Below are 22,567 nucleotides of genomic sequence, written 5' to 3'. Positions count from 1 at the left end.
TCAGATGTCCTTGGATCAGGCGTTTGCAGGGGCGGTGGCGGCACCACCATTGGCGATGGCCCAGGTAGCATTGGTCTTGATGCCGCCCAATGGGAAGAAATGCACGTTGGTGATGTTGAAGTCGGGGTTGGCCGCCTTGTGGGCTGCCAGTTCGGCCACAACATCGGTGGGCTCGTAGGGCAGCAGCAGCTTGGTGACATCCATCGCGCGTTTCTGCAGCACCTTCAGCGAGGGGCCAACACCACAGGCAATGGCGAATTTGATCAGAGTCTGCAGCTTGGCGGGCCCCGCAATGCCAATATGCACGGGAAGGGTGATGCCCTGCGCCGCCAGATCGTCGGCCCAAGTGATGATCGGCTTCGCGTCAAAGGCAAACTGCGTGGCCAGCGCCATCTGCGCGTCCGTGCGGCTCTGAAAGTCGTTCTTCCAGTGCAGCGCAGCTGTCACATTGGTCATGGAGCCATCCGCATCGATGTCGCGGTTGCCCTCGGGGTGCCCGGCTACATGCAGCCGCTTGAAACCGGCTTCGTCAAAAAGTCCGGTCTCCATCAACTGCATCGAACTGTCGAAATCCCCGTGCGGCGTGGCCACACCGCCGGCGAGCAGGAGCGCCTGATCGACGTCCGCTTCGCCCTGATACCGTGCGATCCAATCGGCCAGCGTCGCCTTGTCCTTGATGATCCGTGCCGGGAAATGCGGCATCACCGGATAGCCGTCTGCGTTCAGCCGCTTGGCTGTGGCGATCATGTCCTCAATGGGCGTGCCTTCGATATGGGCGATATAGACGCGCGTGCCTTCCGGCAGCAGGTCGCGGAAATTCTCGACCTTCTCTGCCGTGCGCGGCATCACCTCGATGGAGTAATCCTGCAAAAACGCCTCAACTTCAGGGGCGGCGGGGGTCTGCGGGACCGTGTCTTTCTTCTTGAAGTTCAGCAGAGCCATCAGGCGATCCTTTCGGGTCAGAAGTCGGTCGAAAAATCGGGGCAGGGGTCAGGCCCAGCCATCATTGTTGATCAGCGCCTTGATCCGGTCGCGGTCGTATTCCGCATCCAGACGGGCAGCTTCGGCGTCGGCGACGGCATCGGGATCGCCCTCAACGGGGAAGGGGGCGGCCTTGCGCCATTCTGCCAGATAGGTATCGGTATCCTCCGCGCCAACCTTCATGGCCGCCCGGTCAATCGCCTGCTCAAACCGCTCCGGCAGCTGCCGCTTGGAGCCACGACGGCCTTTGCCCACAATCACCTGGGCCGGAATATCGCGCCAATAAACAATCGTGACGTCAGGCATGGGCTGATTCCCCTCCACTTTCTTCTCGCCTGTCTATCGGCAGAAAAGCCGTTTTCGAGGCCGATTTTCGACAGAACAACATCTGTCCGCGACGCGTAAGGTCTATCGCAAAGGCGCCCGTTTCGCGAGAGGCGGCAGCCGCCATAATCCTCATGAAGACTGTGAGGTTCGCTGTATATACTGTGGGCCCCGTGAAAACAGCGCCGTGGCCAGCGGCGCATACGGACGCTTGCGCCAGCGGACGGCAGCGACTACTCTTAACCCAACTCGAAATGAAAGGCGCGAAAGATGGCGCCACAGCGTCCCAAAGGTGCGGGCGCGCTCGAAAAAAAGACGGCTCTGAGCCCCGCGCCAGTTCCGCCCCGATCCGGTGAGCTTTATGCCGCCCTCGATCTGGGCACCAACAGCTGCCGCATGTTGATCGCCCAACCTCAGGGCACTGGTTTTCATGTGGTCGACAGCTTCTCGAAATCCGTGCAACTGGGTGCGGGGCTTGAGAAAACCGGGCGCTTGTCGCGCGGGTCCATGACGCGCACCGTTCAGGCGTTGCGCATTTGCCAACAGAAACTGCGCCGCAACAAGGTGCGTCGCATGCGTCTGGTGGCCACCGAGGCCTGCAGGCGCGCCCTGAATGCCGATGACTTCATCCGCCGTGTGCACCGCGAAACCGGGCTGAAGCTCGACATTATCAAGCCACAGGAAGAGGCGCAGCTGGCGGTGATTTCCTGCGCGCCGCTGGTCAGCCGCAACACCGAAAACCTGCTGGTGGTCGATATCGGGGGCGGATCCACGGAACTGGTCTGGATCGATCTGACGGAGGTGCCGCGCGGGGACCGGCCCCAGGCCATCATGCGGCTGCACAGCGGGTTCCAGCAGGCGGTCTCCGACCTGCCCGCGGCGCGGGTGGTCGACTGGATTTCCGTGCCTCTGGGCGTGGCCACCCTGCGTGACCAGTTCAATGATGTCGAAGACGATGCGGCGCGCTTTGCCCTGATGAGCTGGTTTTTCGAGGAGAACCTCGCTGATTTCACGCCTTATCACGACACCCAGCCCACAGAGAAGTTCCAGATCGTCGGCACCTCGGGCACGGTCACGACCGTTGCGGCCAGTCACTTGGGCCTCAAGCGCTATGACCGTACCAAGGTGGACGGCCTGCACATGACCACCGAGCAGATCGACCGGGTGATCCGCTCCTATCTGGCGCTGGGGCCTGCGGGGCGGCGGGCCGATCCGCGCATCGGGCAGGACCGGCAGGCGCTGATCATGTCGGGCTCTGCTATCCTGCAGGCGCTGATGCGCTGCTGGCCCACGGACAGGCTGTCGGTCGCGGATCGCGGTTTGCGCGAGGGTTTACTCTATGCACAAATGAGCGCAGACGGCGTGTTGGAAGACGGAGAATTCTGATGGCCAAGACCCCAAGCGGCAAGAATACCTCGGGACGCGGGCAACGTGAGTTGAAGGTGAAGGTGAAATCCGCCCGTGGGCGTAAACTCAGCTCCACCCGCTGGCTGCAGCGTCAGTTAAACGATCCGTACGTCAAACGCGCCAAGGCCGAAGGCTACCGGGGCAGGGCGGCCTTCAAGATCATGGAACTGGACGACAAGTACCGCTTCCTCGTACCGGGCGCACGGGTGGTCGATCTAGGCGCGGCGCCCGGCGGCTGGTGTCAGGTGGCCGTCAAGCGGGTGAATGCCCTGGGCGAGAGGTCCGGCAAAGCGGTTGGCACGATCCTTGGAATTGACCTGCAGGAGATGGAGCCGATTGCGGGCTGCGATCTGCATCAGCTGGATTTCATGGCCGACGACGCGGATCTCAAGGTCAAGGACTTGTTGGGGGGCAAAGCCGATGTGGTGATGTCTGATATGGCGGCGAGCAGTTCCGGCCACAAGCAGACCGACCACCTGCGGATCATCGCGCTCTGCGAGGCGGCGGCCTATTTTGCCTTTGATGTGCTCGACGAGGGCGGCACGTTCGTGGCCAAGGTGCTGGCTGGTGGCGCCGAGGGAGAATTGCAAAAGCTGCTCAAACAGCGATTCTCCAAGGTAGCCAATATCAAACCACCGGCCTCGCGCTCTGACAGTTCCGAAAAATTCGTTGTGGCGACAGGGTTTCGGGCCGAAGCTTAAAAGCTTTACCGATCCTTAAAGGAGTTCTGGATAGCTTGGGATCAGTACAAGCGCCCTTTGGCGCGCCGATCTCAACAAAGGACCCCTCCGATGATCCGCACTCTTGCCTTCTCTCTTCCCATCATCGTGGCCGCCGGCATCGCCAGTGCGGTGGACGCACCGCCCGCCATGAAATCATTTGTCGAAACCGAAGTGATGAGTTGGGCGCAGTCCGCGCAGGTGGTCAATGCCATCACGTCGCAAAACACTCAAACCGCCGGGTCCAGCGCAACGCAAATCGAAGAATGGGATACTCAGTGGCGTGCCGAGGTTGGCCAGGACACCCAGCCCCTGATCAGCGACGTCATGGGGCGCCCGCTGTCCGCTTTCCTGGCGGAGCAGGTCGCTGCCTCCGGCGGGCGGATCACCGAGATTTTCGTGATGGATGCGCTGGGGCTCAACGTCGCGGCAAGCGATGTGACCTCCGACTACTGGCAGGGCGATGAAGACAAGTTCTCAAAAAGCTACGGAGCCGGAGCCGGGGCCGTTTTTGTCGACGAGGTGGAATTCGATGAGAGTTCCCAGACCTACCAGGGGCAGGTCTCCATGTCGCTGACAGACCCGGCGACGGGTGAGGTGATTGGCGCCATGACCGTCGGCCTGAACGCCGAAGCCTTCTTTTAAAATTCAATGCAGGTGCGTTTCCGAACGCGCCTGCAATGATCGTGCGGCGGCACGCTGCATTTGAACCGCTTCATTTGCACTGATGCGTCGAATGGTATGGCCCTGAACCCGGGCCACTGTTGTGTCCGCCTGGTTTTTCTGCCGGATCAACTCAAAGAGCCGCGCGTGGCGCGTATCCATCTTTTCTTGCAAATCTGACATATGATGGCCCCATCATTGTTCCTGCTCCATGGTCTGACCATCGAACTCGGGCGTGGGTGGGGCAGAAGTGAGGAGATTCGCAGATTTGAGGAAATATTTTGTATAATCCGAAGCCATCCGCCCGGACCACCCGGTTTTCTCAACCACAGGGTGCAGCAGGTTGGTAATCTGGGCTCATGCGTTACGAAGTCGGTTCGCGAATTGAATTTCCTGCGCTAGAGTGCGGGTATTCAATTCGACGTGGCCCAGCAGGAGCCGACGTCTCGCATGGGGGTGCGAACCATCGAACGGACTCTCTTTCAATTCATTTGGAAGTACTCGAAGCGCGACCAGATAAAACTTCTGTTGTTCACCAGCACGCTGTTCCCATTCCTCTATCTGACGCTGGAATTACCCAAGCGCATCATCAACGATGCCATCGGCGCGCAATCCTCGTCGGTCACGGTGTTGGGTGTCGAATTCACCCAACTGGGGTTCCTGGCGCTGCTTTGTGCTGCTTTTCTCCTTTCCGTATTGCTGCACGGCCTGTTGAAAATGAGAATCAACACTATGAAGGGCATCCTCTCCGAACGGATGCTGCGCCGACTGCGCTACAGCCTGATTTCCCGCATGCTGCGCTTTCCCAAGACCTACTTCCGGCGGACGTCCCAGGGCGAACTGGTGGCCATGATCACCGGCGAGACGGAGCCCATGGGCGGCATGATGGGGGATGCGTTGACGCAACCGGTGCTGCAGGCCGGTCAGATGATCACCATCCTTGTGTTTCTCTTTCTGCAAAGCGTCTGGTTCGGTCTGGCCGCCGTGGCGCTGATCCCGCTGCAGGCCTGGCTGATCCCGAAGCTGCAGCGCCGGATCAATCTGATGAACAAGGAGCGGATCAAGGAAGTGCGCCAGCTGGCCGCCATGATCGGTGAGAGCGCGGCCGGGGCGGGAGAGCTGCGCATCCACGGCGGCTGGCGCCACCGTCTGTCGGCGATCAGCCATCGTTTGGGCATTGTCTTCAACATTCGGTTCCAGATCTACCAGAAAAAATTCTTCATGAAGTTTATCAACAACTTCATCACTCAGCTGACGCCCTTCTTCTTCTTCTCCGTTGGCGGATATCTGGTCATTCAAGGCGCGGTGTCACTGGGAGCACTGGTCGCGGCGCTGGCCGCGTACAAGGACCTCAGTTCGCCCTGGAAGGAACTGCTGACCTTTTACAATCAGGCGCAGGACATGAGCCTGCGCTGGGAGACGGTGACCGAGAAATTCTCGCCCTCCGGTGTGATTGACGAAACGCTGATGACCGGCAGGCCGGAGGTGCTGCCCCACCTTGATGGTGCGATTGAATTGAAAGATGTCACGGTCACGGATGCCGATGGCAACGCTGTGCTGGAGAACATCACGGCCCGATTTGCATCTGGATCGATGGTGGCCGTCACGGCGCCCAGTGTCGAGGACCGGCAGGCGTTGTCTGATCTTTTGACGCGCGAGGTCATGCCTGCCAGCGGAACGATCACCGTCGGCGACACGGCGCTCAAGAACCTGCACCAATCCGTCATCGCCGCCCGGATCGGCCATGCCAGCACGCGCCCTGTGCTTTTTCGCGGATCGCTGGAAGACAACGTGATGATGTCCCTGAGGTCGCATCCAACCGGCACCTTTCCACAAGATGCCCAGCACGCGGCGCAGGAAGCCGCCGCCGCCGGCAACAGCAGCGATCCGCTGGATGTCGAATGGCTGGATCCGGACCTCGCCGGGCTCGAGCAAAAAAGGGAGTTGCGGGGGTGGTGGCAGTCGCTGCTGGAAGCGATGGGATCGGGAGAGACGCTCTATCTGCGCGCACTGGACCAAAAGCTCGACAGCGGTGAAAAGATCAATCTGGTTGCCGGATTGGTGGAGGTGCGACCAAGGGTGTGGGAGGCTGTTGTTGCCGCAGGCCTTGACCGACATGTGTACCGCTTTGACCCTGAGCGGTACAATCCGGCGCTGCCCGTCACCAGCAATCTCTTCTTCGCTACAATGCGCCGACCGCTCAGCCAGCAGGAACTGGCCGCGCAGACCGATCTCTTTGACCTGATGCGCAAACTCGGCCTGGAGGAGGGACTTCTCGATCTGTCCCGTGATGTGATCGATCTGTTGAACCAGATTTTCGGCACCGATGGCACCGAACATCCGCTGTTCCGCAAATTAGGTCTGGATCCGGAACTGTTCGAGCGCTCGGTGCAACTGCTGAGAGCACGTGGGCAAGGGGACGCGCAGACCTGGAGCGATGCCGACAAGGTTCTGCTGATGACGGTACCTGCGCAGATTTCAGCAGAGCAGATTGGCCCGGCGTTTTCCGATACGATGCAGGAGCGTATTCTGGAATTGCGAAAAGCCAACGGTCTGAAGGTTCAGGATGAGCTGCGGGCGCTTTACGTGCCTCTGCGTCCAGACCGGATCGCACCGGGGCTGACGGTGCTGGAAAACGCGCTTTACGGCAAGATTGCCGACACCGCTGGGGGACGCGCGGATGAGTTGCGCAAAATTGTCTCGGAGGTGCTGGACACGGCAGAGCTCCGGTCCAGCGTGACGGAATTGATTTACGATCTGCCCCTGGCCCTTGGCGGGGCCGATCTTCCGGCGGCCTTTGTTGAGCCGCTAGCCATCAGCAGGGCGGCGGTTAAGCGGCCGGATATTCTCATTCTGGACAATATCTTACGGGGAACGGAAGCGCTGGAACGCGCCGCGACGGCCCGGAACCTGAGGCGGCTTTTACCTGACGCCACCCTTATCCATCTTGGCGAAGCTTTTGAAGATATCAATGATTTTGACGATCACATCGAAATCCGTCAGGGGCGCATGGTGTCCGAAGAACAGACCGGAGTAATTGCGGACGACAGCGCTGCAAGCGCAGACCTGTTGCGCAAGCTGCGGGCGCTGGAAACGACGCCGATGTTCTCTGCCCTGAACCGAAAGCAGCTCAGGTTGCTGGCCTTCGGGGCGCGTTGGTTTTCTGCCTCAGCGGGCGATATCATTTTTCACAAGAATGATATGCCAACCGATGGCGCTTACATGATCCTGTCGGGCGAAGCGCAGCTTTTTCACCCCGGGGTGGAACGCGGCGAAACCCAAGTGGCGATGGTGGGCCCGGGTTCGCTGGTCGGAGAGCTTGGCGTAATCCGCAATGAGCCGCGGGCCTTGACCATGCGCGCCAGGACGGAGGTCGAGGCATTGCGGTTGGGTGCAGAGGAGTTCCTGGCCGTCGTTCAGAATGATGCGGCCACGTCTTTCAAGCTTTTGCAGGTCGTCGCGGGATATACATCGCAACGGTCAGGTTGAGTGCCCTGACGGCCATCCGCCTGAGAATTTGCACGTTTGACGGAATGACGCTGAACCCGACCGGACATCGCAAATTTGAAAAAAAAACCTTCGAAATATTGTGCTTTGTCGCGGTTTCATTTCCGGGTCGTTAACGAAATCAAATCGCTCCGAAGACTAAGGTTGCGCTTGGGGAAACGCGCCCAAAAACCCAGGAGGTCCTCATGTTCAGAAACGTGCTGAAAATACTGACGTGTGTGGTCGTGCTGGGCGTCGCACCATCCGCTTGGGCCGACAGGTTGAGCCTCTACATTGATGCAGATTTTTCAATCTCCCGCCGGGCGGCAGAGGCGATTGATCTTGGTGTTCATACCGCATTGGCGGAGGTTGGATATCAGGTGTCGGGGATCCAGCTTGACGTCATCCGCAAGGATCACCGTGCCAATTCGAAACGTACATTGGCCAACCTGCGCGCATTCCGGAAGGATCCGCAGGCAATTGCCATCGTTGGTGGCTCGCTGTCACCGCCTTATCTGACGAACAAACAGTACATCAATGAGAACGGTATTCTGCTGCTTTTGCCCTGGTCTGCGGCCGGTCCGATCACGCGCGCCGATGCTGGGGACGAAAACTGGATTTTCCGACTATCCGTCGATGACACAAAAGCAGGTCCGTTCTTGGTCAGTCGCGCGGTGAACAATGCGCAGTGTCGCCGCACAGCGCTCTTGTTGATTGATACCGGATGGGGCCGCGCCAACAGCAGCACCATGCAGGAGGCGTTCAATGATGCAGGTCAGGATGCAGCGCCCGTGTTCATGTTTTCGGCAGGCCTTGGCACTGCCAGCGCACGCTCCGTTGCGGAGTCAATGGCAACCACGCGCCCGGATTGTGTGATCATGCTTGCCAGTGCTGACACTGGTGCGCTGCTTGTGAATGAATTGCACGAGGTTCTGCCTGACGTGAAGATCATTAGTCATTGGGGTATCCTTGCCGGTGAATTCGAGAAACAAGTCTCACCCGCCGCGCGCATGGGCATGCATATGGAGGTCCTGCAAACCTGTGGTCTGGAAGTTCAGCAAAGAGGCGGCACCGCCCTTACGCGCGCTCTGAATGGGGCGAGTCAGCGTGGCACACAGTTTGACACTTTATCAGACGTTCCGTCCTCTACCGGGTTTGTGCATGGATACGACCTGACGAAACTGTTCCTCGCCGCCCTGGAGCAGGCGGTGAATACGGTCGAATGGGGCGATGCGCCGATTGCGGCGCGACGCGATATGGTGCGGTTGGCGTTGGAAAACCTGCCCGGGCCAATCGAGGGAATTCTGAAGTCCTATGAGAGGCCATTCCGCGCATACTCCATGACCAATCCGGATGCGCATGAGGCTCTTGGTATGCCTGATTTGTGTATGGCGGCATTTTCCGAAGCAAGAGGCCTTGTTCTGGCTGACTCAGTGCAGCGGGACCGCTGAATGCGCAATATTGGTTCAATAAACAGGGTTTTCTGGGTGCTGATCGGGTGCAGTTTCGCTCTCGCCCTGGCAACGTCAGCCGCTGCTGTTTGGATCACTTCGAAACCGTTTCTTTTGGAAACACAGCGCCAAGCCATCGTCAGCCAGGCTCAGCGGGAAGCGGCGCGCGTGGATGCGATCCTTGATCCAAGTGAATCGCTGACCGGGTTTTTGACCTCGGAACCTGCATTGTTGTCCTATGTTCTGGGATACGTCATGACCGATGATGGGTTTGTCGACCGTATTGAAAACACCGTCTTGCCGGCTGATATTTCGGAGTTCTTGATCTTTGATTTCTCCGGTGACCCAATGAGCTTTCACATCGTGGGCACTCAGAGCCAATCGCTGGACATGATGCAGGTCGCAAGAAGCCTCAGTCTTGAAGTTCTGACAACAAACGAGATGACGACAAAGGTCGTCCAGTCCCATGTCGGCCGGATACCGGACCGGCAGACAATCCTGATTGCCGCGCCGATTTTTCACCAGGGGTTTGCCGAAGGTGTTCTGGTCACCGTGGTTGATGTCCCACTGTACAATGCGGCCAAACCGGACGACGTGATTGCACTGAACAAGCGCATCGTGCAATCCCCGGATGTGGCTCATTTGAAGGCAAGCGATGATAACGCGATCCTCGTGCCGATCGGCACCACAGGTTTGTCGCTCTTGTTTACGTCCGAAAGCAATCTTTTCAAAACCATTGGGCAGGAGCTTGTTAGCAAAGCTATTCTGGCCGTTTCTGCGGCTTTGCTGTTGCCCTTCGGTGTTTTCGGATGGCTTGGCAAGCAGACGATCCTGCGGCCACATGCGGAAGTTGAGCGATCCCGAAACAAGCTGCGGGAGCAGCAAAAGGAGCTTAGTGAACTTGCCGCCATTGCGCGCAAGGCCGAAGAAGCAATTCTGATCACCGATCTCGACACGCGGATTATCTGGCATAATCCGGCCTTTGAACGCATATCGGGCTATAGTGCCAGTCAGATCAAGGGACAGTTGCCCAGTGAGCTCTTACAGGGCAAAAACACCGACCCCAAGGCGCGGGCCACAATCCGCGCCGCATTGATCTCTCATACACCGGTGACGGTCGAAGTGCTCAACTACCGAAACGTGACCGAGGAATACTGGGTCAGGTTGAGTATCTCGACGTTGTTTGATGACCTTGGCAAGCCCTATGGTTACATGGCTATTTCCAGCGATATCTCCGATCGCAAACGGGATGAGGCCAACCTGCTGGCAACGACATCGGCGATGGAATGGCAAGCGCTGCACGATGAGCTGACCGGCTTGCCAAACCGGAGATGTTTCAACGCGACATTTGAAGAGCATTGCCGCGGTCCGGAGCAAAAGCCCGCGCTGGCAATTATCCGGATCGACCTCGATCACTTCAAGAACGTCAACGATACCATGGGCCATGAGGCCGGTGACCTGGTTTTGTGCAAGGTTGCGCGGATACTGCGTGATGCGACGTCTGGACAGAACATCTCCGTCCGGATCGGTGGTGATGAGTTCATCATTCTGCTTGTCGATGATGGCAGTCTGCAAGCTGCATGCGATTTGGCGCATTCCATTTTGCAAAAAGTGGCAAAGCCTATCGACTATGAAGGCAAGATCATTCGTGTGGGTGCCAGCTTTGGCATTGCATCTTCGGAATGCCAATTGGTGGAGCGGCGGGAGCTTGTGCGCGCAGCAGATGCGGCGCTCTACCTCGCGAAGGAGAGAGGTCGCAACCAGGTGGTCGCCTATGGTGCCGAAGAGCATCGCAAAGTCATCGGGGTCCGCGACACTGCAGAACAAATTCGACGCGGGATCGAGCGCGGTGAGTTCGAACCCTTCTACCAACCACAAGTGGATGCCCAGAGCCGTGAAGTCATTGGCGTCGAAGTGCTGGCGCGCTGGGTGCATCCGGATCGGGGCGTCTTGCTGCCGGGCAGTTTCCTGCGGGTAGCAGAACAGCTGTCGATGCTCAGCACACTCGACAAGATGATCATGGAAAAGGCACTGAAAGATGTCTCCACGTTGGAAGAAAAAGGCGTGTGCCTGCCGAAGATATCTTTCAACGTGACGGCAAACCGTTTGTCAGATCCTGACTTGCTCCTTGCAATAGATCAGCGCGATTTCGGTGAAACGGCTGTTTCATTTGAAATACTCGAATCCGTTTTCCTCGACGACCAGCCGGAATTCCTCGACTTCACCCTGGATTTGCTCCGCGAAAAGGGATTGTCGATCGAGATCGACGACTTTGGATCAGGCCATGCATCAATGATCAGTCTGATGCGGGTGCGTCCGGACGTGCTCAAGATTGATCAGCGTCTCGTCATGGGGGCGCCAAATTCCCGCGTGTGCCAGAACATGGTGCGCTCGATCATCGGTATCGCCGAGTCACTGGAAATCGACGTAACGGCAGAGGGCGTCGAAACACGACAGCATGCGGATATGATGCAGCGCATGGGCTGTACGACGCTCCAGGGTTTTCATTTCTCCGAAGCGCTGCCATTTGGCGAGCTACATGCGTTTTTGAAGACCCACGAGGGCGGCCTGCGCAATACCGGCTAGGATTGAACATCAAAAGATGTTCGCCCGTGTTACCATTTAGGCAATTTGCTCCTCAAGGCGGCACATGCCGCCTTGAGGATTAGGTTTAGTGTGCGAACTTCTTGATCTCACCCGACCGGAGACGTTCCGAATAGGAGCGCAGTTCCTCGCGGACAATCGACATCAGGAAATAGAGCGCGGTGATGTTCACCACGGCCATTGCGAAGATCGCCGCATCGGAGAAATCGATAACCGGCCCAAGGCTGGCGGCCGCACCGATGACGATGAAGACGCAGAAGATGACCTTGAAGATCAATTCTGAGGTCTTTCCTTCGCCAAAGAGATAGGTCCAGCTCTTCAACCCATAGTACGACCAGGAAATCATCGTGGAGAACGCAAAGAGCACCACGGCGATCGCCAGCACATAGGGGAACCAGCTGATCGAAGCGCCAAAGGCCGCTGATGTCAGAGACACACCGGAGTTCCCGTCAACAGTCGCAATCGCAGAGCCGTCAAGCATGTAGAGCCCGGTGTCAGGATCAATGAGCAACTGACCGGAGATGGTGATCACCAGCGCCGTCATTGTGCAAATCACCACGGTGTCGATCAGGGGTTCGAGCAGAGATACGAACCCTTCTGTGATTGGCTCTTTGGTCCGAACTGCCGAGTGCGCAATCGCGGCAGACCCGACACCGGCTTCATTCGAGAACGCCGCCCGCTTGAAACCCTGGATCAGCGCGCCGACAAAACCGCCCGCAACGCCCAGCCCGGTAAAGGCCCCCGCAAAAATCTGACCGAACGCCCAGCCAATCTGGTCATAGTTGACCAGCAGGATAACCAATGCCGCCCCGACATAAAGGATACCCATGAACGGCACGACCTTCTCGGTGACATTAGCGATGGACTTGATACCACCGACGATCACCGCAAAGACGACGCCCGCGAACACCAGCCCGGTGATCCAGCCCGGATAGTCCCCAACGATACCGGCAATCTGCGCGTGGGCCTGGTTGGCCTGGAACATATTGCCGCCGCCAAGCGCCCCGAGGATACAAAAGACCGAGAACAGGATCGCCAAGGCGCCACCGCCCGGCAACCCGCGTTCCTTGAACCCTTTGGAAATGTAGTACATCGGACCACCGGAGACGGTCCCGTCCGGGTATTCGTTGCGGTACTTCACACCCAACGTACATTCCGTGAACTTCGAGGCCATGCCAAGCAGACCAGCGAGGATCATCCAGAATGTGGCACCGGGGCCGCCGATACCGACAGCAACGGCGACGCCCGCGATATTCCCGAGGCCAACCGTCCCTGAGAGGGCAGTCGCAAGGGCCTGGAAGTGACTGACCTCACCGGCATCGTCCGGATCGGAATAGTCACCCTTTACCAACGACACCGCATGACTGAAGTAGCGCAGCTGCACGAAAGAAAAATAGATCGTGAAGACCGAAGCCGCGACAACCAACCACAAAACGATCCATGGAAAGCTTGTGCCGGGCAGGGGAGCAAAGATCAGGCTCACGAAGGGGCCGGTGAACTCCGCAAAAATGGTATTTACCCGTTCGTCCAGCGACATCGCGTCCTGTGCTTGTGCCGGCAGAGCGGCGGCAATTGCCGGTGCTGCCAACAGGGCTTTGTTCAAGATTTTCATTGTAATGTCCCCTTATCCAATGACCGTGACCGGCACGGTTGCGCTCATCACGAGGTTCGCGGTCGAGCTGCCGAAAATGCGTTTTGTGATACCGCCTTCGGAAGAGCGACACACTATGATCTGATGCGCGCCCTCTTTCTCGCAGATGCTGTTAAGCGTATGGGCCACATCGCCGTGACGCACGATCCCGGAGGCGGTCATGCCGTTCTTCTTCAAGCCTTCGACCGCCGGATCGACCACGCGCGACATCGCGGTGGATATCTCCTCTTCCCGCCGCTTGTGACGCTGGGCGTTTTCTTCTGCGGTCTGGAACGAGTAGGGCGACCACTCGATCACATATGCGACCAGAAGTTCGCAATCTCCGATCCGTTTCGCCAGATCCGTGGCATAGGTGAGAGCGCGGTCGCCAGACCCCTCCCCATCCAGGCCAATCACCAGTTTGGTTGTCATTGTCTGTCCCTTTTCCCTGTTGGTCGTCTTCTTATTCGGACCATGTTCAACGCATGCGTGTGCTTCGGCAAACGATAAATTCATTCTGCATGCCGAGAGGCACTACATATCGTTCCGCTATTCTAGGCAAAAATGACGGTTAATGGTCCCTCATTGCTGAGCTTGGAAGGAAAAGTGATCATGTTTTGCTGATTTGGAAGGAAATATGGATGTATATACGCGCCGCTCAGCAGGCGGATTTTAGCTTTCTCTTACGTTCCTGATCTTCTTTTGTTCGCGAACTCTTTAGCGCATGTGCGCCTTGAATGATCGCTGTTCAGGTCAGTATGCGGTCCAATAGCTCCTCTTGGCATATCGGAAGATGACCGCGACAACTCCCCAAAAACGAGCGTTCCATTGCCCTCCGTCGCAACAGGAGGTGTTGACGGCGGCTAAGACTGTTTTCGAGTGTTAGAGAGGCTTGTGGGGAAACAAAAAAATGCCAGGGACAGCGTCGCGCTTTGTCATCCGTCTATCAATGCTCTGACATACACGTTGGCGGAGGGACAGGGCTTTAGGCGCAAAAGCCACTCCTTTTTTTCTTTCGCATTCAATGTATCGGTCGTATTTGATCGCGGGCCTAAGCTACTGGAATGCAGGACTTTATGCGGTTTTCGAACGAGACAGCCTTACTGCGTTTCAGCTGTCCAATTGTGCAAAGCTTTTGCGTAGCTAACCCGCTTGAGGAAGTCATGATGTTGTCCAGTTATCGAACTCCTGAAGCATTGCCGTGAGTTTGCCGGTGCGAAGGCGGTCAGCACTGGCTTTGGCCGCCGTTTGTCAAATTAGGTTAGCGGACGCGCAGATCCTCCGGAACATTGCGCAGCTTGATGGCGAGGAGCACGGACACGAGTCCCGCCGCTGAAGCTGCAAACATCAGGATCAAGAGCGTCAGCGCCGGTTCGTCGGCCGGCAGTGCGAGCCCTGTAAGGGTCGTCAGGACGGCACCCGCCGCCACGACCAGGGCACCTGTCACACCTGTTGCGCTGCCGGCGAGGTTCGGTCGCACTGACATGGCTGACGCGTTGCTGCTTGGCATGGTGATGCCGTTTCCCAGTCCGACGAAAACGGTGCTGCCAAAGAAGAAAATAGGAGACGTGATCCCGGCCAGAATCGCAACGATGCCCGCCGAGGTGCCAAAGCACGCGATGAGGCGTCCTGCTATCATCATGGTTGTTGGCCTGTATTTCGGTGCCAGGCGGCCTGCGATAAGCCCACCAAGCATGAACCCGGCGGTGATCGTTCCGATCAATACCCCTAGCTCCGCTGTTGACACGCCAAACTGTGCCTGCGCCACCAGGGGCGCACCCGTCAGAAACATGTAGAAGGCGCCGGTAGAGAAGGCACTGCAGGAGGAAAACGCCCAGAAGAGGGGTTCTTTGAGCAGGTCACGCATGCGCTCGGGATTTGCTGTGTGGGCCCCTGTGCGGATTGGTCTTGTCTCCCCCAGATCCACCCAACAGACCGCCGTGAGCACGGCACCTGCGACCATGTAGAAGTAGAAGTTTGCGCGCCATCCAAAGCCTGTGTCCAGAAGCCCACCGAGCATGGGGCCCAGCATCGGCGCGATGGCCATCGCCATGCTGATGTATCCGATCACCCCCGCAGCCGCCCGCTCGGAGGTGGTGTCCCGGACAATGGCCAAAGACAGCGCATATCCGGTGATTATCCCACCTTGCAGCATTCGAAATACGAGGAATATCCAGATATCCGTTGCGAGCGCGCAAAGGGCCGATGCTCCGGTGAACATCAGGAGTGAGGCCAGAAGGACGGGCCGTCGGCCAACCCGATCGGACAGCGGCCCAACGATGAGCTGGATGACTGCGGTGACAGCGAGATAGCCAGCGACGGCAAGGCTCACCGTCGCGTAGGGCGCATCGAGATCGACAGCGATGCTTGCAAGCGACGGCAGGAACATGTTCAGCGACAAGGTCGAGACCGCTGTAAGCAGGATCAGCGTGACAAGGCGGGGAGGCGTTCGGGCTTTCATGTCGTGTTGTTTTCCGGGTCCTGGAACAAAAAAAAGCCCCCGAACTTAATTCGGGGGCGCATGGTCACGGATATGGATACCGTTATCGGACCATGCACCTCTCGGATACGACGACGATGTTGTTCGGTGTCATTGAAGCTTCTCCTTGAGCGATCAGGCTAGCGAGGTTCACATACCTTGGCAACGGCTGCTTTGCCGAACTGCGAAGCGGTGACGGATGGAACATGGAGAGAAGGAGGCAGCCTCTCTTCTCTCCGAAGTATCGGCTTGGCTTACTTGGGCAGCAGCACTGTATCGACGACGTGAATCACGCCATTCGATTGGTTGACGTCGGCGATGGTCACGCGCCCCGCGTTACCGTTCTCGTCATAGATATAGAGCGCGCCCGATTTCACCTGCGCCGACAGCGCATCGCCGGAGAGGGTTTCCAGATGGAAAAAACCGTCGGCGCTGTTGCGGGCCTTAGTCATCAATTCAACGCCCGAGAGTTTGCCCGCGATCACATGGGCGGTGAGCACCTTCGTGAGCGTGCCCTTGTTTTCTGGCTGGAGCAGGGTGTCGACGGTGCCATCCGGCAGGGCGGCGAAGGCGTCGTTCACCGGGGCGAAGACGGTGAAGGGCCCGTCGCCCATCAGCGCGTCGACAAGGCCGGCGGCCTGCACGGCCGCGACAAGGGTCGTGTGATCGGCGGAGTTCACCGCGTTTTCCACGATATTCTTGTCGGCAAACATGGGCGCGCCGCCTACGTCCGGATTGGCGGCAAAGGCCACGCCGCCGAGCAAGAGGGCTGCAATGGTGGAAGAGAATCGAAGTGTGCGGATCATCTGAGTTCCTTTCATGTCCTAGGTCATCCCGTTTTCGGTGGGACTGTCCGAAAGACGAGCCGCCGCGCAGGAAAGTTTCAAAATTCAGCCGTGGGCGCGACTGAAACTCTTTGCTGCATCGGACCGTAGTGTTGAGACATCACACTGGATCGACGAGAGACAGATGCACCTAGGATATTCGAACAAGCGGTTGATCAAACGACACACGATGACCACCCGGCTGGCTCATTGGGGCTGGGCCATCTCGCTGCTGTTCCTTCTCGGGTCCGGTCTGCAAATCTTTAACGCGCACCCGGTGCTCTATATCGGGGACCAGTCGGGCTTTGGCTTTGACAACGCGGTTCTGACCCTTGGCACGCAGGGGCGCGCCTTCCCTGCCTGGACCACTATCCCGAGCGGTATGGACCTGGCCACCGGGCGGATCGTTCATTTCTTTTTCGCCTGGGTGCTGGTGTCCGCGCTGTTTCTGTGGCTGGTGTCCGCGCTTGTCTCGGGGCACCTCTGGCGCAACCTGCGTCCAACGGCGCGGGATCTGCAAAGCCTCGGGACCGACATTCGCACCCATGCGCGGTTTCATTTCCCCCATCGGCGCACCTATGGGCCGCTGCAAAAGCTCAGCTATGGGGCCGTGCTCTTTGCTCTTTTTCCTCTGATCGTGGCGACGGGGCTGGCGATGTCGCCCGGAATGAATGCCGCAGCACCGTGGCTTCCAGAGTTGCTGGGCGGCCGCCAGACCGCGCGGACGCTGCATTTTTGTGTCGCCGCTCTACTGCTTGGATTTTTTGTACTGCACATCGTGATGGTCGTTCTGGCAGGCCCGCTGAATGAACTGCGGGCGATGGTGACGGGCTGGTACCGCATCGACGAAGGAGAGTGAGATGTGTGCAACAAGGATCACGCGCCGAACTGTGCTGCGCCTCGGCGGGGCTGGGTTGGCCACGGCAACACTGGGGGGCTGCAAGGTGTTCGACCGGCTTGCGGACCCTGCAGACCCGTTGCGCCATTACATGGAGCGTGCCAACCGTCTGACCATGGCAGCACAGCGCGGCCTGTTGGACCGGGAGGCCATGGCACAAGAGTTTCAATGGTTCGACATTCGACAGCCGCAGCGTCCGAACGGTGTGACTGATCCACAGGACTCGGACTATCTCGCGCATGTCGCGACCGGTTTCAGCGGTTATCGGCTCTCGGTTTCGGGGCTGGTGAAAAGACCGCAGACCCTGTCGCTGGCAGATCTTGAAGCGATGCCAACGCGGCGCCAGATCACGCGGCATGACTGTGTCGAGGGCTGGAGCTGCATCGCGCAATGGACCGGTGTGCCGCTGTCCGCGGTGCTGGATCGGGCCGGCTTGCTTCCCGGGGCCAACTTCGTCCTGATCCGCTGTTTCGATACGATCGAACGCAGCCTGTCGGGCGCGGTCAAATACTACGAAACGATTGATATGGTGGATGCGATGCACCCGCAGACGATCCTTGCGTTTGGCATGAACGGATCGGCCCTTCCGGTCCCGAACGGTGCGCCCTTGCGCCTGCGGGTCGAGCGGCAGTTGGGCTACAAGATGGCGAAATACATTCGCGCGATCGAGGTTGTTGACAGCTTTGCCGGTGTCGGCGGCGGGCGCGGAGGTTATTGGGAAGACCGTGGCTACGCCTGGTACGCTGGCATCTGATATCTGTTGTGACGTTGCGTCATCTGCAACCATGGGCGACCGCGTCCCGTCGTGTCTGAGTGACGCGCACGAAACCTGTCAGCGATGACCCGGAACGATGAAACGTATACTTCAACACTTCGCCTTTTGGCGGGCCCGCGATGACTGGGCGGCACCGGCGCTGCAGCCCGAAGATCTTTGCATGCTTGCACCGCTGGCGGAGATGCTCAACGAGCGCCGGCCCGAAAAGGGTCTGCTCACTGACATCGAGGCGGAGATCGACATCAGATCGTCCGCCACCGCGCCCCGCGCCACCCGGAGATTTGGGCTGCGCGCCTTGATCTTCTGCTTCCTTCTGGGGGGCGGTGTATCCGCGTCGATTCTCTCCGGATATGCCGCCATGACCGGGCCGACACAGCAGATCATAGTGCGCCCGGCGCTGGATCAGAGCTGGTTGCAACTGGGTGAGGTTGCGCTGGAGGGCAAAACACTGCGCAGTTTCGTGGCAGCAAAATGCGAGGCGCATTCACATCTGCTGATTGAGTTAAGCGGTTACGATTCGGGCAAGAATCCCGAACATCTCGTCGCTGACGACCTCGTGTTCGGGCGTCCCGTGATGGCGCCGGACGAAAAAATTCTGATGGCGTGCAACCTTTGAGCCGTCGCTCCCGTCCTTGCTAGATGCCAAGTAAGGGGAGACACTGACGTGGGAGTAACCAAACTGGTGCCCGCACCCGACGCCGAGAAACGCAAGGCCAGGACCATGGCAGCAACAGAGCAGTGCCGACAATTGGCCCAATTGCTTGCCGCGTGCGCCGAGGGCGACCGGGCGGCCTTTCGCCGGTTCTACGATCTCAGCGCGCGCTATGTTTTCGGCGTGGTGCTGTCGATCATGAGGGATCATGACCTGGCCAAGGAGGTGGCGCAGGAGGCCTTTGTCCGCATGTGGAAGCGGGCGCATCAGTATCATCCGGAGAGCGGCAACCCGCTGTCGTGGATCGGCACCATCGCCCGCAACTGTGCCATTGATCGGTTGCGGTCGGAGCGCACGCGCGGGTTCGTCGAATTCACGGATGATGTGCCCGAGCTTTCGGATCAAACCGACCCGGCCACCCAGACGCTCGACAGCCTTGTGATCCGGCGGTTGATGGCCGACCTGAGGCCCGAACATCGCAAGGCGCTGATGCTTTGCTATTTCCAAGGCTACACCTACATCGAGCTCGCAAGTGTAATGAATATCCCCGTTGGCACGGCCAAGAGCTGGGTCCGACGCGGGCTGGCAGCCTTACGCGAGGCAATGGAATGACACAGGATACCGAAAAAGTAATGCGTTCACTGGACAAGCTGGTCAGCAATCTTGACACCATCCCGGCAATTTCGGGCACAATGCCTCAGTTGGGAGAGCGCGGCGATGACTTGTTCGCCGGGCTCGCGCCGCTGGCACAGTCGCTGCCCGAGGCGGATCCGCCCGCGGATCTGCTGGAGGCGATCGAGCAGGAGCTTGACGCGGCGCCGGATCAGCCGACGCGGGTGCAACGCGCCGACGACGGCACTTGGGAGCAGCGCTCCGAGCGGGTCTGGAAGAAGGTGCTGACCCTCGATCCGGAGACTGGGCGCACGATGTACCTGCTGCGCTGTCTGCCGGGCGCGCGGATCAAACCGCATGTACATGACCGTTCCGAGCATCTGTTTATCATCGAAGGTGAGTTCTGGATGAACGGCAAGCTCTATACTGCAGGGGATGCGCAATGCTCCCTGCCGGGCACCGAGCACCACGAGATCACGATGCCAAACGGCTGCCTCGTCCTGGTCTGCGCCTAAGCCAAGAGCATCCAGTGCAACAGGAGGCTAGCCGAGAGCCATGGGCCGAAGGCCAGCCGCCGACATTTTGCCGCCAGGGCATAGACAAGTGCTGAGATCGCGGCCAGCGCAACGAGGCCCGGCAACGCGGCAAGGCCAACCCAGGCGCCCGCCGCCCCGAGCAGCTTGGCATCGCCGAGGCCAAGCCCGTCCTCGCCGGTACGACGAAAATACACTGCACCGATGCCTGCGAAGAGGATGTAGCCCACTGTGGCGCCTGCCATCTGCGAGGCGGGCCATCCATCGCTTCTCCATGCCGCGACCAACAGGCCAGAGAGCGCGAGCACGGCATTCGCCAGGTCCGGAATGCGCAGATGCTTTAGGTCCCAGATACTGATCCAGATCAGGAGGGAGGCAAGCCAGAGGCCTGCCCATATGTGGAGCATTTCGGGAGCAACGGGCACTTGGTTTCCTTGTCGTTTCAAGAGGCTGTTCCAAGTAGTACGAGCGGCTCGGCGGAATTGTTGCAGCAGCTGAAACTTAATCTGAGCCCCCCCCGTTTTAGTGAATACAGCTTGATCAATCCCGCAGCGGAGACCCCGCGACAGGACCAAACTGCTGTCGCGCAGAGCCAAGGCAAAAGATCCGTCTTTTGCCAACGGAGACGCTTTGCGTGCAACAAGAACGTGAGGAAAACAGATGACGACCAAACAACCCCTTGCCATGAGCAGTCTGCTCGCAGCCGCCATCATGGCCGCCGCAGCCCCCCTCGGCGCCTCGTCGCACCGCGAAGCACCGGCCATCACCGAGCATCCGAAAGTGGACGGCACCGACTTCTACGTCTTCCGCAGCTACGAGCCTGGCCGCGAGGACTATGTGACCTTCCTGGCCAACTATCAGCCGTTGCAGGTCAACTACGGTGGCCCGAGCTACTACACGCTGGATGCGGATGCGCTTTACGAGATCCACATCGACAACGACGGGGATGCCATCGAAGACCTGACCTTTCAGTTCGAGTTCGACAACCAGCTTGCCAATAACGGTGCGGGCATCGGGCTCGACATCGACGGTGAGCAGGTAGCCATTCCGCTGAAAATCGCAGGCATGATCCTGCCGAACGACCAGTCGCTGCTGAACGAATCCGAAAGCTATGGCATCACGCTGGTCGAAGGTGACAGGCGCGGTGGTACGCGCAGCGTTGTAACCCGCGCGGGCTCGGCCAATCCGAGCTTCGTGAAGCCGCTGGATCATATTGGGGTCAAGACCCTGCCGGACTATGACGGTTACGCGGACCAGTTCATTTATGACATTGATGTCCCCGGATGCGAAACACCGGGCCGGGTCTTTGTTGGGCAGCGATCCGATGCTTTTGCGCTGAACCTCGGCGAGGTCTTTGACCTTATCAACCTCGTGCCTATCGAAGGTGATAGCGCGCCCGGCGCAGGCGATGGTGGCGGTCAGAACGGTGGTATTACGCAGAGCCGTGACAACGACGACGTTTTCGGCAAGGTCAACGTGTCCACAATCGCGCTGGAAATGCCGATTTCCTGCCTGACCACCGGAGACGAAACCGTTATCGGCGGCTGGACCACCTCTAGTCTCGCGCAGGCCGAGCTTGAAGATGCGACGCCGGGCTACGAAGCAACCTCGCGGATTGGCGGTGCTTGGGTGCAGCAGTCGCGTATCTCGACCCCACTGGTGAATGAAATTGTGATCGGCATTCCTGACAAGGACCGTTTCAATGGCTCCGAGCCTATCGATGACGTTGGCCTGGCGACCTATGTGACAAACCCGTCCTTCCCGGCGCTGGTCGACCTGCTGTTCCGTACGCCGCTTGGTGCGCCGGGGAACATCGCGCCGTCGAACTTCCCCCGTCAGGACCTCGTCACGACCTACCTGACCGGTTTTCCGGGTCTGAACCAACCTGCGAATGTGCAGCAGGGGGAAATGTTGCGTCTCAATACAGCGATCGCGCCAACCCCGCGGGCGGATCAGCGCACTTTGGGTGTTGTAGCCGAAGACCTTGCGGGCTTCCCCAACGGACGCCGGCCGGGTGATGACATTATCGACGTGTCGCTGCGGGTTGCAATGGGGGCATTGTGCCATCCCGTGCCACTTGGGGCCGAACTGGGTGTCGAGGGTGCCGTAGACGGTGAAGCAAGCGACCTGATCAACCTGGGACTCTGCGCACCAGAGGACGCTCCGGTTGGCACGGAGGCCTTCACCGACGGGGCACCGATCGCAGCCACCGAGTTGCAGAATCGCTTTCCCTATCTGAATTCGCCGATCCCCGGTTCGCCGAACTGATTGACCCAGGCAAAGGAGCACTACTATGAAAACCTTCTCATTTCGTGTCATCTGTGCCTTGGGTCTGGCGACCGGACTGGTCGCCTGCGATGACAGCGATGGGCCCCTGGACGGGTTGAGCCTTGCGTTGCAGTCGCTGGGCACCGACTTTCAGACAGCTTTCAACCAAGGGCGCAACGACACGCCTATCGACGTTGATGTGGCGCGGCTGACCCAAAAACGCACTGCCGAACCGTTCGAGTTCTGATCCCCTCAAGACTT

General features: G+C 58.9%; 21 protein-coding genes. 13 read left to right on the top strand and 8 right to left on the bottom strand.

The window, feature by feature from the left end; genetic code table 11:
• Positions 1-15: 15 nt before the first annotated feature.
• Both Q1A52_RS19880 and Q1A52_RS19875 read right to left on the bottom strand, forming a co-directional pair.
• The gene (locus Q1A52_RS19880) at positions 16-942 is read right to left on the bottom strand and encodes a methylenetetrahydrofolate reductase (protein WP_300019305.1); all 927 of its coding nucleotides are present in this window, start codon (positions 940-942) and stop codon (positions 16-18) included.
• A 48-nt stretch (positions 943-990) separates the two neighbouring features.
• Entirely contained in the window at positions 991-1,287 is a 297-nt protein-coding gene (locus Q1A52_RS19875; protein WP_300019303.1) for a virulence factor, read from the bottom strand.
• Between the two features lie 288 nt (positions 1,288-1,575).
• Here Q1A52_RS19875 and Q1A52_RS19870 point away from each other — a divergent pair, with 288 nt between their 5' ends.
• The 3 genes from Q1A52_RS19870 (at position 1,576) to Q1A52_RS19860 (ending at position 4,076) form a co-directional block, all read left to right on the top strand.
• The gene (locus tag Q1A52_RS19870) at positions 1,576-2,691 is read left to right on the top strand and encodes a Ppx/GppA phosphatase family protein (RefSeq protein ID WP_299783214.1); all 1,116 of its coding nucleotides are present in this window, start codon (positions 1,576-1,578) and stop codon (positions 2,689-2,691) included.
• Positions 2,691-3,413, top strand: coding sequence for an RlmE family RNA methyltransferase (locus Q1A52_RS19865; RefSeq protein WP_300019301.1), 723 nt, complete (start codon positions 2,691-2,693; stop codon positions 3,411-3,413). Before Q1A52_RS19870 ends, Q1A52_RS19865 begins: the two co-directional genes overlap by 1 nt.
• A 90-nt stretch (positions 3,414-3,503) precedes the next feature.
• Positions 3,504-4,076 (top strand): hypothetical protein, encoded by a 573-nt coding sequence (locus Q1A52_RS19860; protein WP_300019299.1) that lies wholly within the window; start codon positions 3,504-3,506, stop codon positions 4,074-4,076.
• Positions 4,077-4,079: 3 nt separating this feature from the next.
• On the opposite strand, the gene Q1A52_RS19855 is transcribed toward Q1A52_RS19860, so the two are convergent.
• Positions 4,080-4,277, bottom strand: a complete 198-nt coding sequence (locus Q1A52_RS19855; protein ID WP_299827740.1) for a hypothetical protein — start codon at positions 4,275-4,277, stop codon at positions 4,080-4,082.
• 345 nt (positions 4,278-4,622) lie between these two features.
• Between Q1A52_RS19855 and Q1A52_RS19850 the strand changes: the two genes are divergently transcribed.
• From Q1A52_RS19850 to Q1A52_RS19840, 3 genes are all read left to right on the top strand, one after another.
• The gene (locus Q1A52_RS19850) at positions 4,623-7,583 is read left to right on the top strand and encodes an ABC transporter transmembrane domain-containing protein (protein WP_367278074.1); all 2,961 of its coding nucleotides are present in this window, start codon (positions 4,623-4,625) and stop codon (positions 7,581-7,583) included.
• A gap of 203 nt (positions 7,584-7,786) precedes the next feature.
• Positions 7,787-9,031, top strand: a complete 1,245-nt coding sequence (locus Q1A52_RS19845) for an ABC transporter substrate-binding protein (protein ID WP_300019295.1) — start codon at positions 7,787-7,789, stop codon at positions 9,029-9,031.
• Positions 9,032-11,617: an EAL domain-containing protein gene (locus Q1A52_RS19840; RefSeq protein ID WP_300019293.1), complete on the top strand. Its 2,586-nt coding sequence runs from the start codon at positions 9,032-9,034 to the stop codon at positions 11,615-11,617. It begins immediately after the preceding gene.
• An 85-nt stretch (positions 11,618-11,702) separates the two neighbouring features.
• Here the strand turns inward: Q1A52_RS19840 and Q1A52_RS19835 are convergent, their stop codons facing one another.
• From Q1A52_RS19835 to Q1A52_RS19820, 4 genes are all read right to left on the bottom strand, one after another.
• A complete protein-coding gene (locus Q1A52_RS19835) occupies positions 11,703-13,247 on the bottom strand; it encodes a sodium:alanine symporter family protein (RefSeq protein WP_300019291.1) in 1,545 nt (514 codons plus the stop codon).
• Between the two features lie 12 nt (positions 13,248-13,259).
• Positions 13,260-13,697 carry a universal stress protein gene (locus tag Q1A52_RS19830; protein WP_300019289.1) on the bottom strand — a complete coding sequence of 146 codons (438 nt, stop codon included), beginning with the start codon at positions 13,695-13,697 and terminating at the stop codon, positions 13,260-13,262.
• Between the two features lie 829 nt (positions 13,698-14,526).
• Positions 14,527-15,726, bottom strand: coding sequence for a multidrug effflux MFS transporter (locus Q1A52_RS19825; RefSeq protein ID WP_300019287.1), 1,200 nt, complete (start codon positions 15,724-15,726; stop codon positions 14,527-14,529).
• A gap of 272 nt (positions 15,727-15,998) precedes the next feature.
• Positions 15,999-16,550, bottom strand: a complete 552-nt coding sequence (locus tag Q1A52_RS19820; RefSeq protein ID WP_300019285.1) for a fasciclin domain-containing protein — start codon at positions 16,548-16,550, stop codon at positions 15,999-16,001.
• Between the two features lie 208 nt (positions 16,551-16,758).
• Here Q1A52_RS19820 and Q1A52_RS19815 point away from each other — a divergent pair, with 208 nt between their 5' ends.
• The 5 genes from Q1A52_RS19815 to Q1A52_RS19795 all read left to right on the top strand — a co-directional run bounded on the left by Q1A52_RS19815 (position 16,759) and on the right by Q1A52_RS19795 (position 20,020).
• Positions 16,759-17,427, top strand: coding sequence for a cytochrome b/b6 domain-containing protein (locus Q1A52_RS19815; protein WP_300019283.1), 669 nt, complete (start codon positions 16,759-16,761; stop codon positions 17,425-17,427).
• 1 nt (position 17,428) lies between these two features.
• Positions 17,429-18,220 carry a molybdopterin-dependent oxidoreductase gene (locus Q1A52_RS19810; protein WP_300019280.1) on the top strand — a complete coding sequence of 264 codons (792 nt, stop codon included), beginning with the start codon at positions 17,429-17,431 and terminating at the stop codon, positions 18,218-18,220.
• A 97-nt stretch (positions 18,221-18,317) separates the two neighbouring features.
• Positions 18,318-18,857 (top strand): hypothetical protein, encoded by a 540-nt coding sequence (locus Q1A52_RS19805; protein WP_300019278.1) that lies wholly within the window; start codon positions 18,318-18,320, stop codon positions 18,855-18,857.
• A 48-nt stretch (positions 18,858-18,905) separates the two neighbouring features.
• Positions 18,906-19,505 carry an RNA polymerase sigma factor gene (locus tag Q1A52_RS19800; protein WP_299783228.1) on the top strand — a complete coding sequence of 200 codons (600 nt, stop codon included), beginning with the start codon at positions 18,906-18,908 and terminating at the stop codon, positions 19,503-19,505.
• Positions 19,502-20,020, top strand: coding sequence for a cupin domain-containing protein (locus Q1A52_RS19795; RefSeq protein WP_300019276.1), 519 nt, complete (start codon positions 19,502-19,504; stop codon positions 20,018-20,020). The genes Q1A52_RS19800 and Q1A52_RS19795 overlap by 4 nt, the downstream gene beginning before the upstream one ends.
• Here the strand turns inward: Q1A52_RS19795 and Q1A52_RS19790 are convergent.
• Positions 20,017-20,445 (bottom strand): A24 family peptidase, encoded by a 429-nt coding sequence (locus Q1A52_RS19790; RefSeq protein ID WP_300019273.1) that lies wholly within the window; start codon positions 20,443-20,445, stop codon positions 20,017-20,019. The genes Q1A52_RS19795 and Q1A52_RS19790 overlap by 4 nt on opposite strands.
• Before the next feature lie 253 nt (positions 20,446-20,698).
• Between Q1A52_RS19790 and Q1A52_RS19785 the strand changes: the two genes are divergently transcribed.
• Complete coding sequence (locus Q1A52_RS19785; protein WP_300019271.1) at positions 20,699-22,306, top strand: DUF4331 domain-containing protein; 1,608 nt, start codon at positions 20,699-20,701, stop codon at positions 22,304-22,306.
• Positions 22,307-22,331: 25 nt separating this feature from the next.
• Entirely contained in the window at positions 22,332-22,553 is a 222-nt protein-coding gene (locus Q1A52_RS19780; RefSeq protein WP_300019269.1) for a hypothetical protein, read from the top strand.
• Positions 22,554-22,567 lie beyond the last annotated feature (14 nt).

It is taken from the genome of uncultured Roseobacter sp., assembly GCF_947488185.1.
GTDB lineage: Bacteria > Pseudomonadota > Alphaproteobacteria > Rhodobacterales > Rhodobacteraceae > Roseobacter.
This window is presented reverse-complemented; position numbering and strand designations above follow the sequence as displayed.

Coding starts and splice junctions, on each gene's coding strand:
- Q1A52_RS19845 (WP_300019295.1), top strand. CDS start 7,787: ATGTTCAGAAACGTGCTGAAAATACTGACGTGTGTGGTCGTGCTGGGC.
- Q1A52_RS19870 (WP_299783214.1), top strand. CDS start 1,576: ATGGCGCCACAGCGTCCCAAAGGTGCGGGCGCGCTCGAAAAAAAGACG.
- Q1A52_RS19860 (WP_300019299.1), top strand. CDS start 3,504: ATGATCCGCACTCTTGCCTTCTCTCTTCCCATCATCGTGGCCGCCGGC.
- Q1A52_RS19830 (WP_300019289.1), bottom strand. CDS start 13,697: ATGACAACCAAACTGGTGATTGGCCTGGATGGGGAGGGGTCTGGCGAC.
- Q1A52_RS19785 (WP_300019271.1), top strand. CDS start 20,699: ATGACGACCAAACAACCCCTTGCCATGAGCAGTCTGCTCGCAGCCGCC.
- Q1A52_RS19815 (WP_300019283.1), top strand. CDS start 16,759: ATGACCACCCGGCTGGCTCATTGGGGCTGGGCCATCTCGCTGCTGTTC.
- Q1A52_RS19790 (WP_300019273.1), bottom strand. CDS start 20,445: ATGCTCCACATATGGGCAGGCCTCTGGCTTGCCTCCCTCCTGATCTGG.
- Q1A52_RS19875 (WP_300019303.1), bottom strand. CDS start 1,287: ATGCCTGACGTCACGATTGTTTATTGGCGCGATATTCCGGCCCAGGTG.
- Q1A52_RS19780 (WP_300019269.1), top strand. CDS start 22,332: ATGAAAACCTTCTCATTTCGTGTCATCTGTGCCTTGGGTCTGGCGACC.
- Q1A52_RS19840 (WP_300019293.1), top strand. CDS start 9,032: ATGCGCAATATTGGTTCAATAAACAGGGTTTTCTGGGTGCTGATCGGG.
- Q1A52_RS19805 (WP_300019278.1), top strand. CDS start 18,318: ATGAAACGTATACTTCAACACTTCGCCTTTTGGCGGGCCCGCGATGAC.
- Q1A52_RS19820 (WP_300019285.1), bottom strand. CDS start 16,550: ATGATCCGCACACTTCGATTCTCTTCCACCATTGCAGCCCTCTTGCTC.
- Q1A52_RS19855 (WP_299827740.1), bottom strand. CDS start 4,277: ATGTCAGATTTGCAAGAAAAGATGGATACGCGCCACGCGCGGCTCTTT.
- Q1A52_RS19825 (WP_300019287.1), bottom strand. CDS start 15,726: ATGAAAGCCCGAACGCCTCCCCGCCTTGTCACGCTGATCCTGCTTACA.
- Q1A52_RS19835 (WP_300019291.1), bottom strand. CDS start 13,247: ATGAAAATCTTGAACAAAGCCCTGTTGGCAGCACCGGCAATTGCCGCC.
- Q1A52_RS19810 (WP_300019280.1), top strand. CDS start 17,429: ATGTGTGCAACAAGGATCACGCGCCGAACTGTGCTGCGCCTCGGCGGG.
- Q1A52_RS19795 (WP_300019276.1), top strand. CDS start 19,502: ATGACACAGGATACCGAAAAAGTAATGCGTTCACTGGACAAGCTGGTC.
- Q1A52_RS19880 (WP_300019305.1), bottom strand. CDS start 942: ATGGCTCTGCTGAACTTCAAGAAGAAAGACACGGTCCCGCAGACCCCC.
- Q1A52_RS19865 (WP_300019301.1), top strand. CDS start 2,691: ATGGCCAAGACCCCAAGCGGCAAGAATACCTCGGGACGCGGGCAACGT.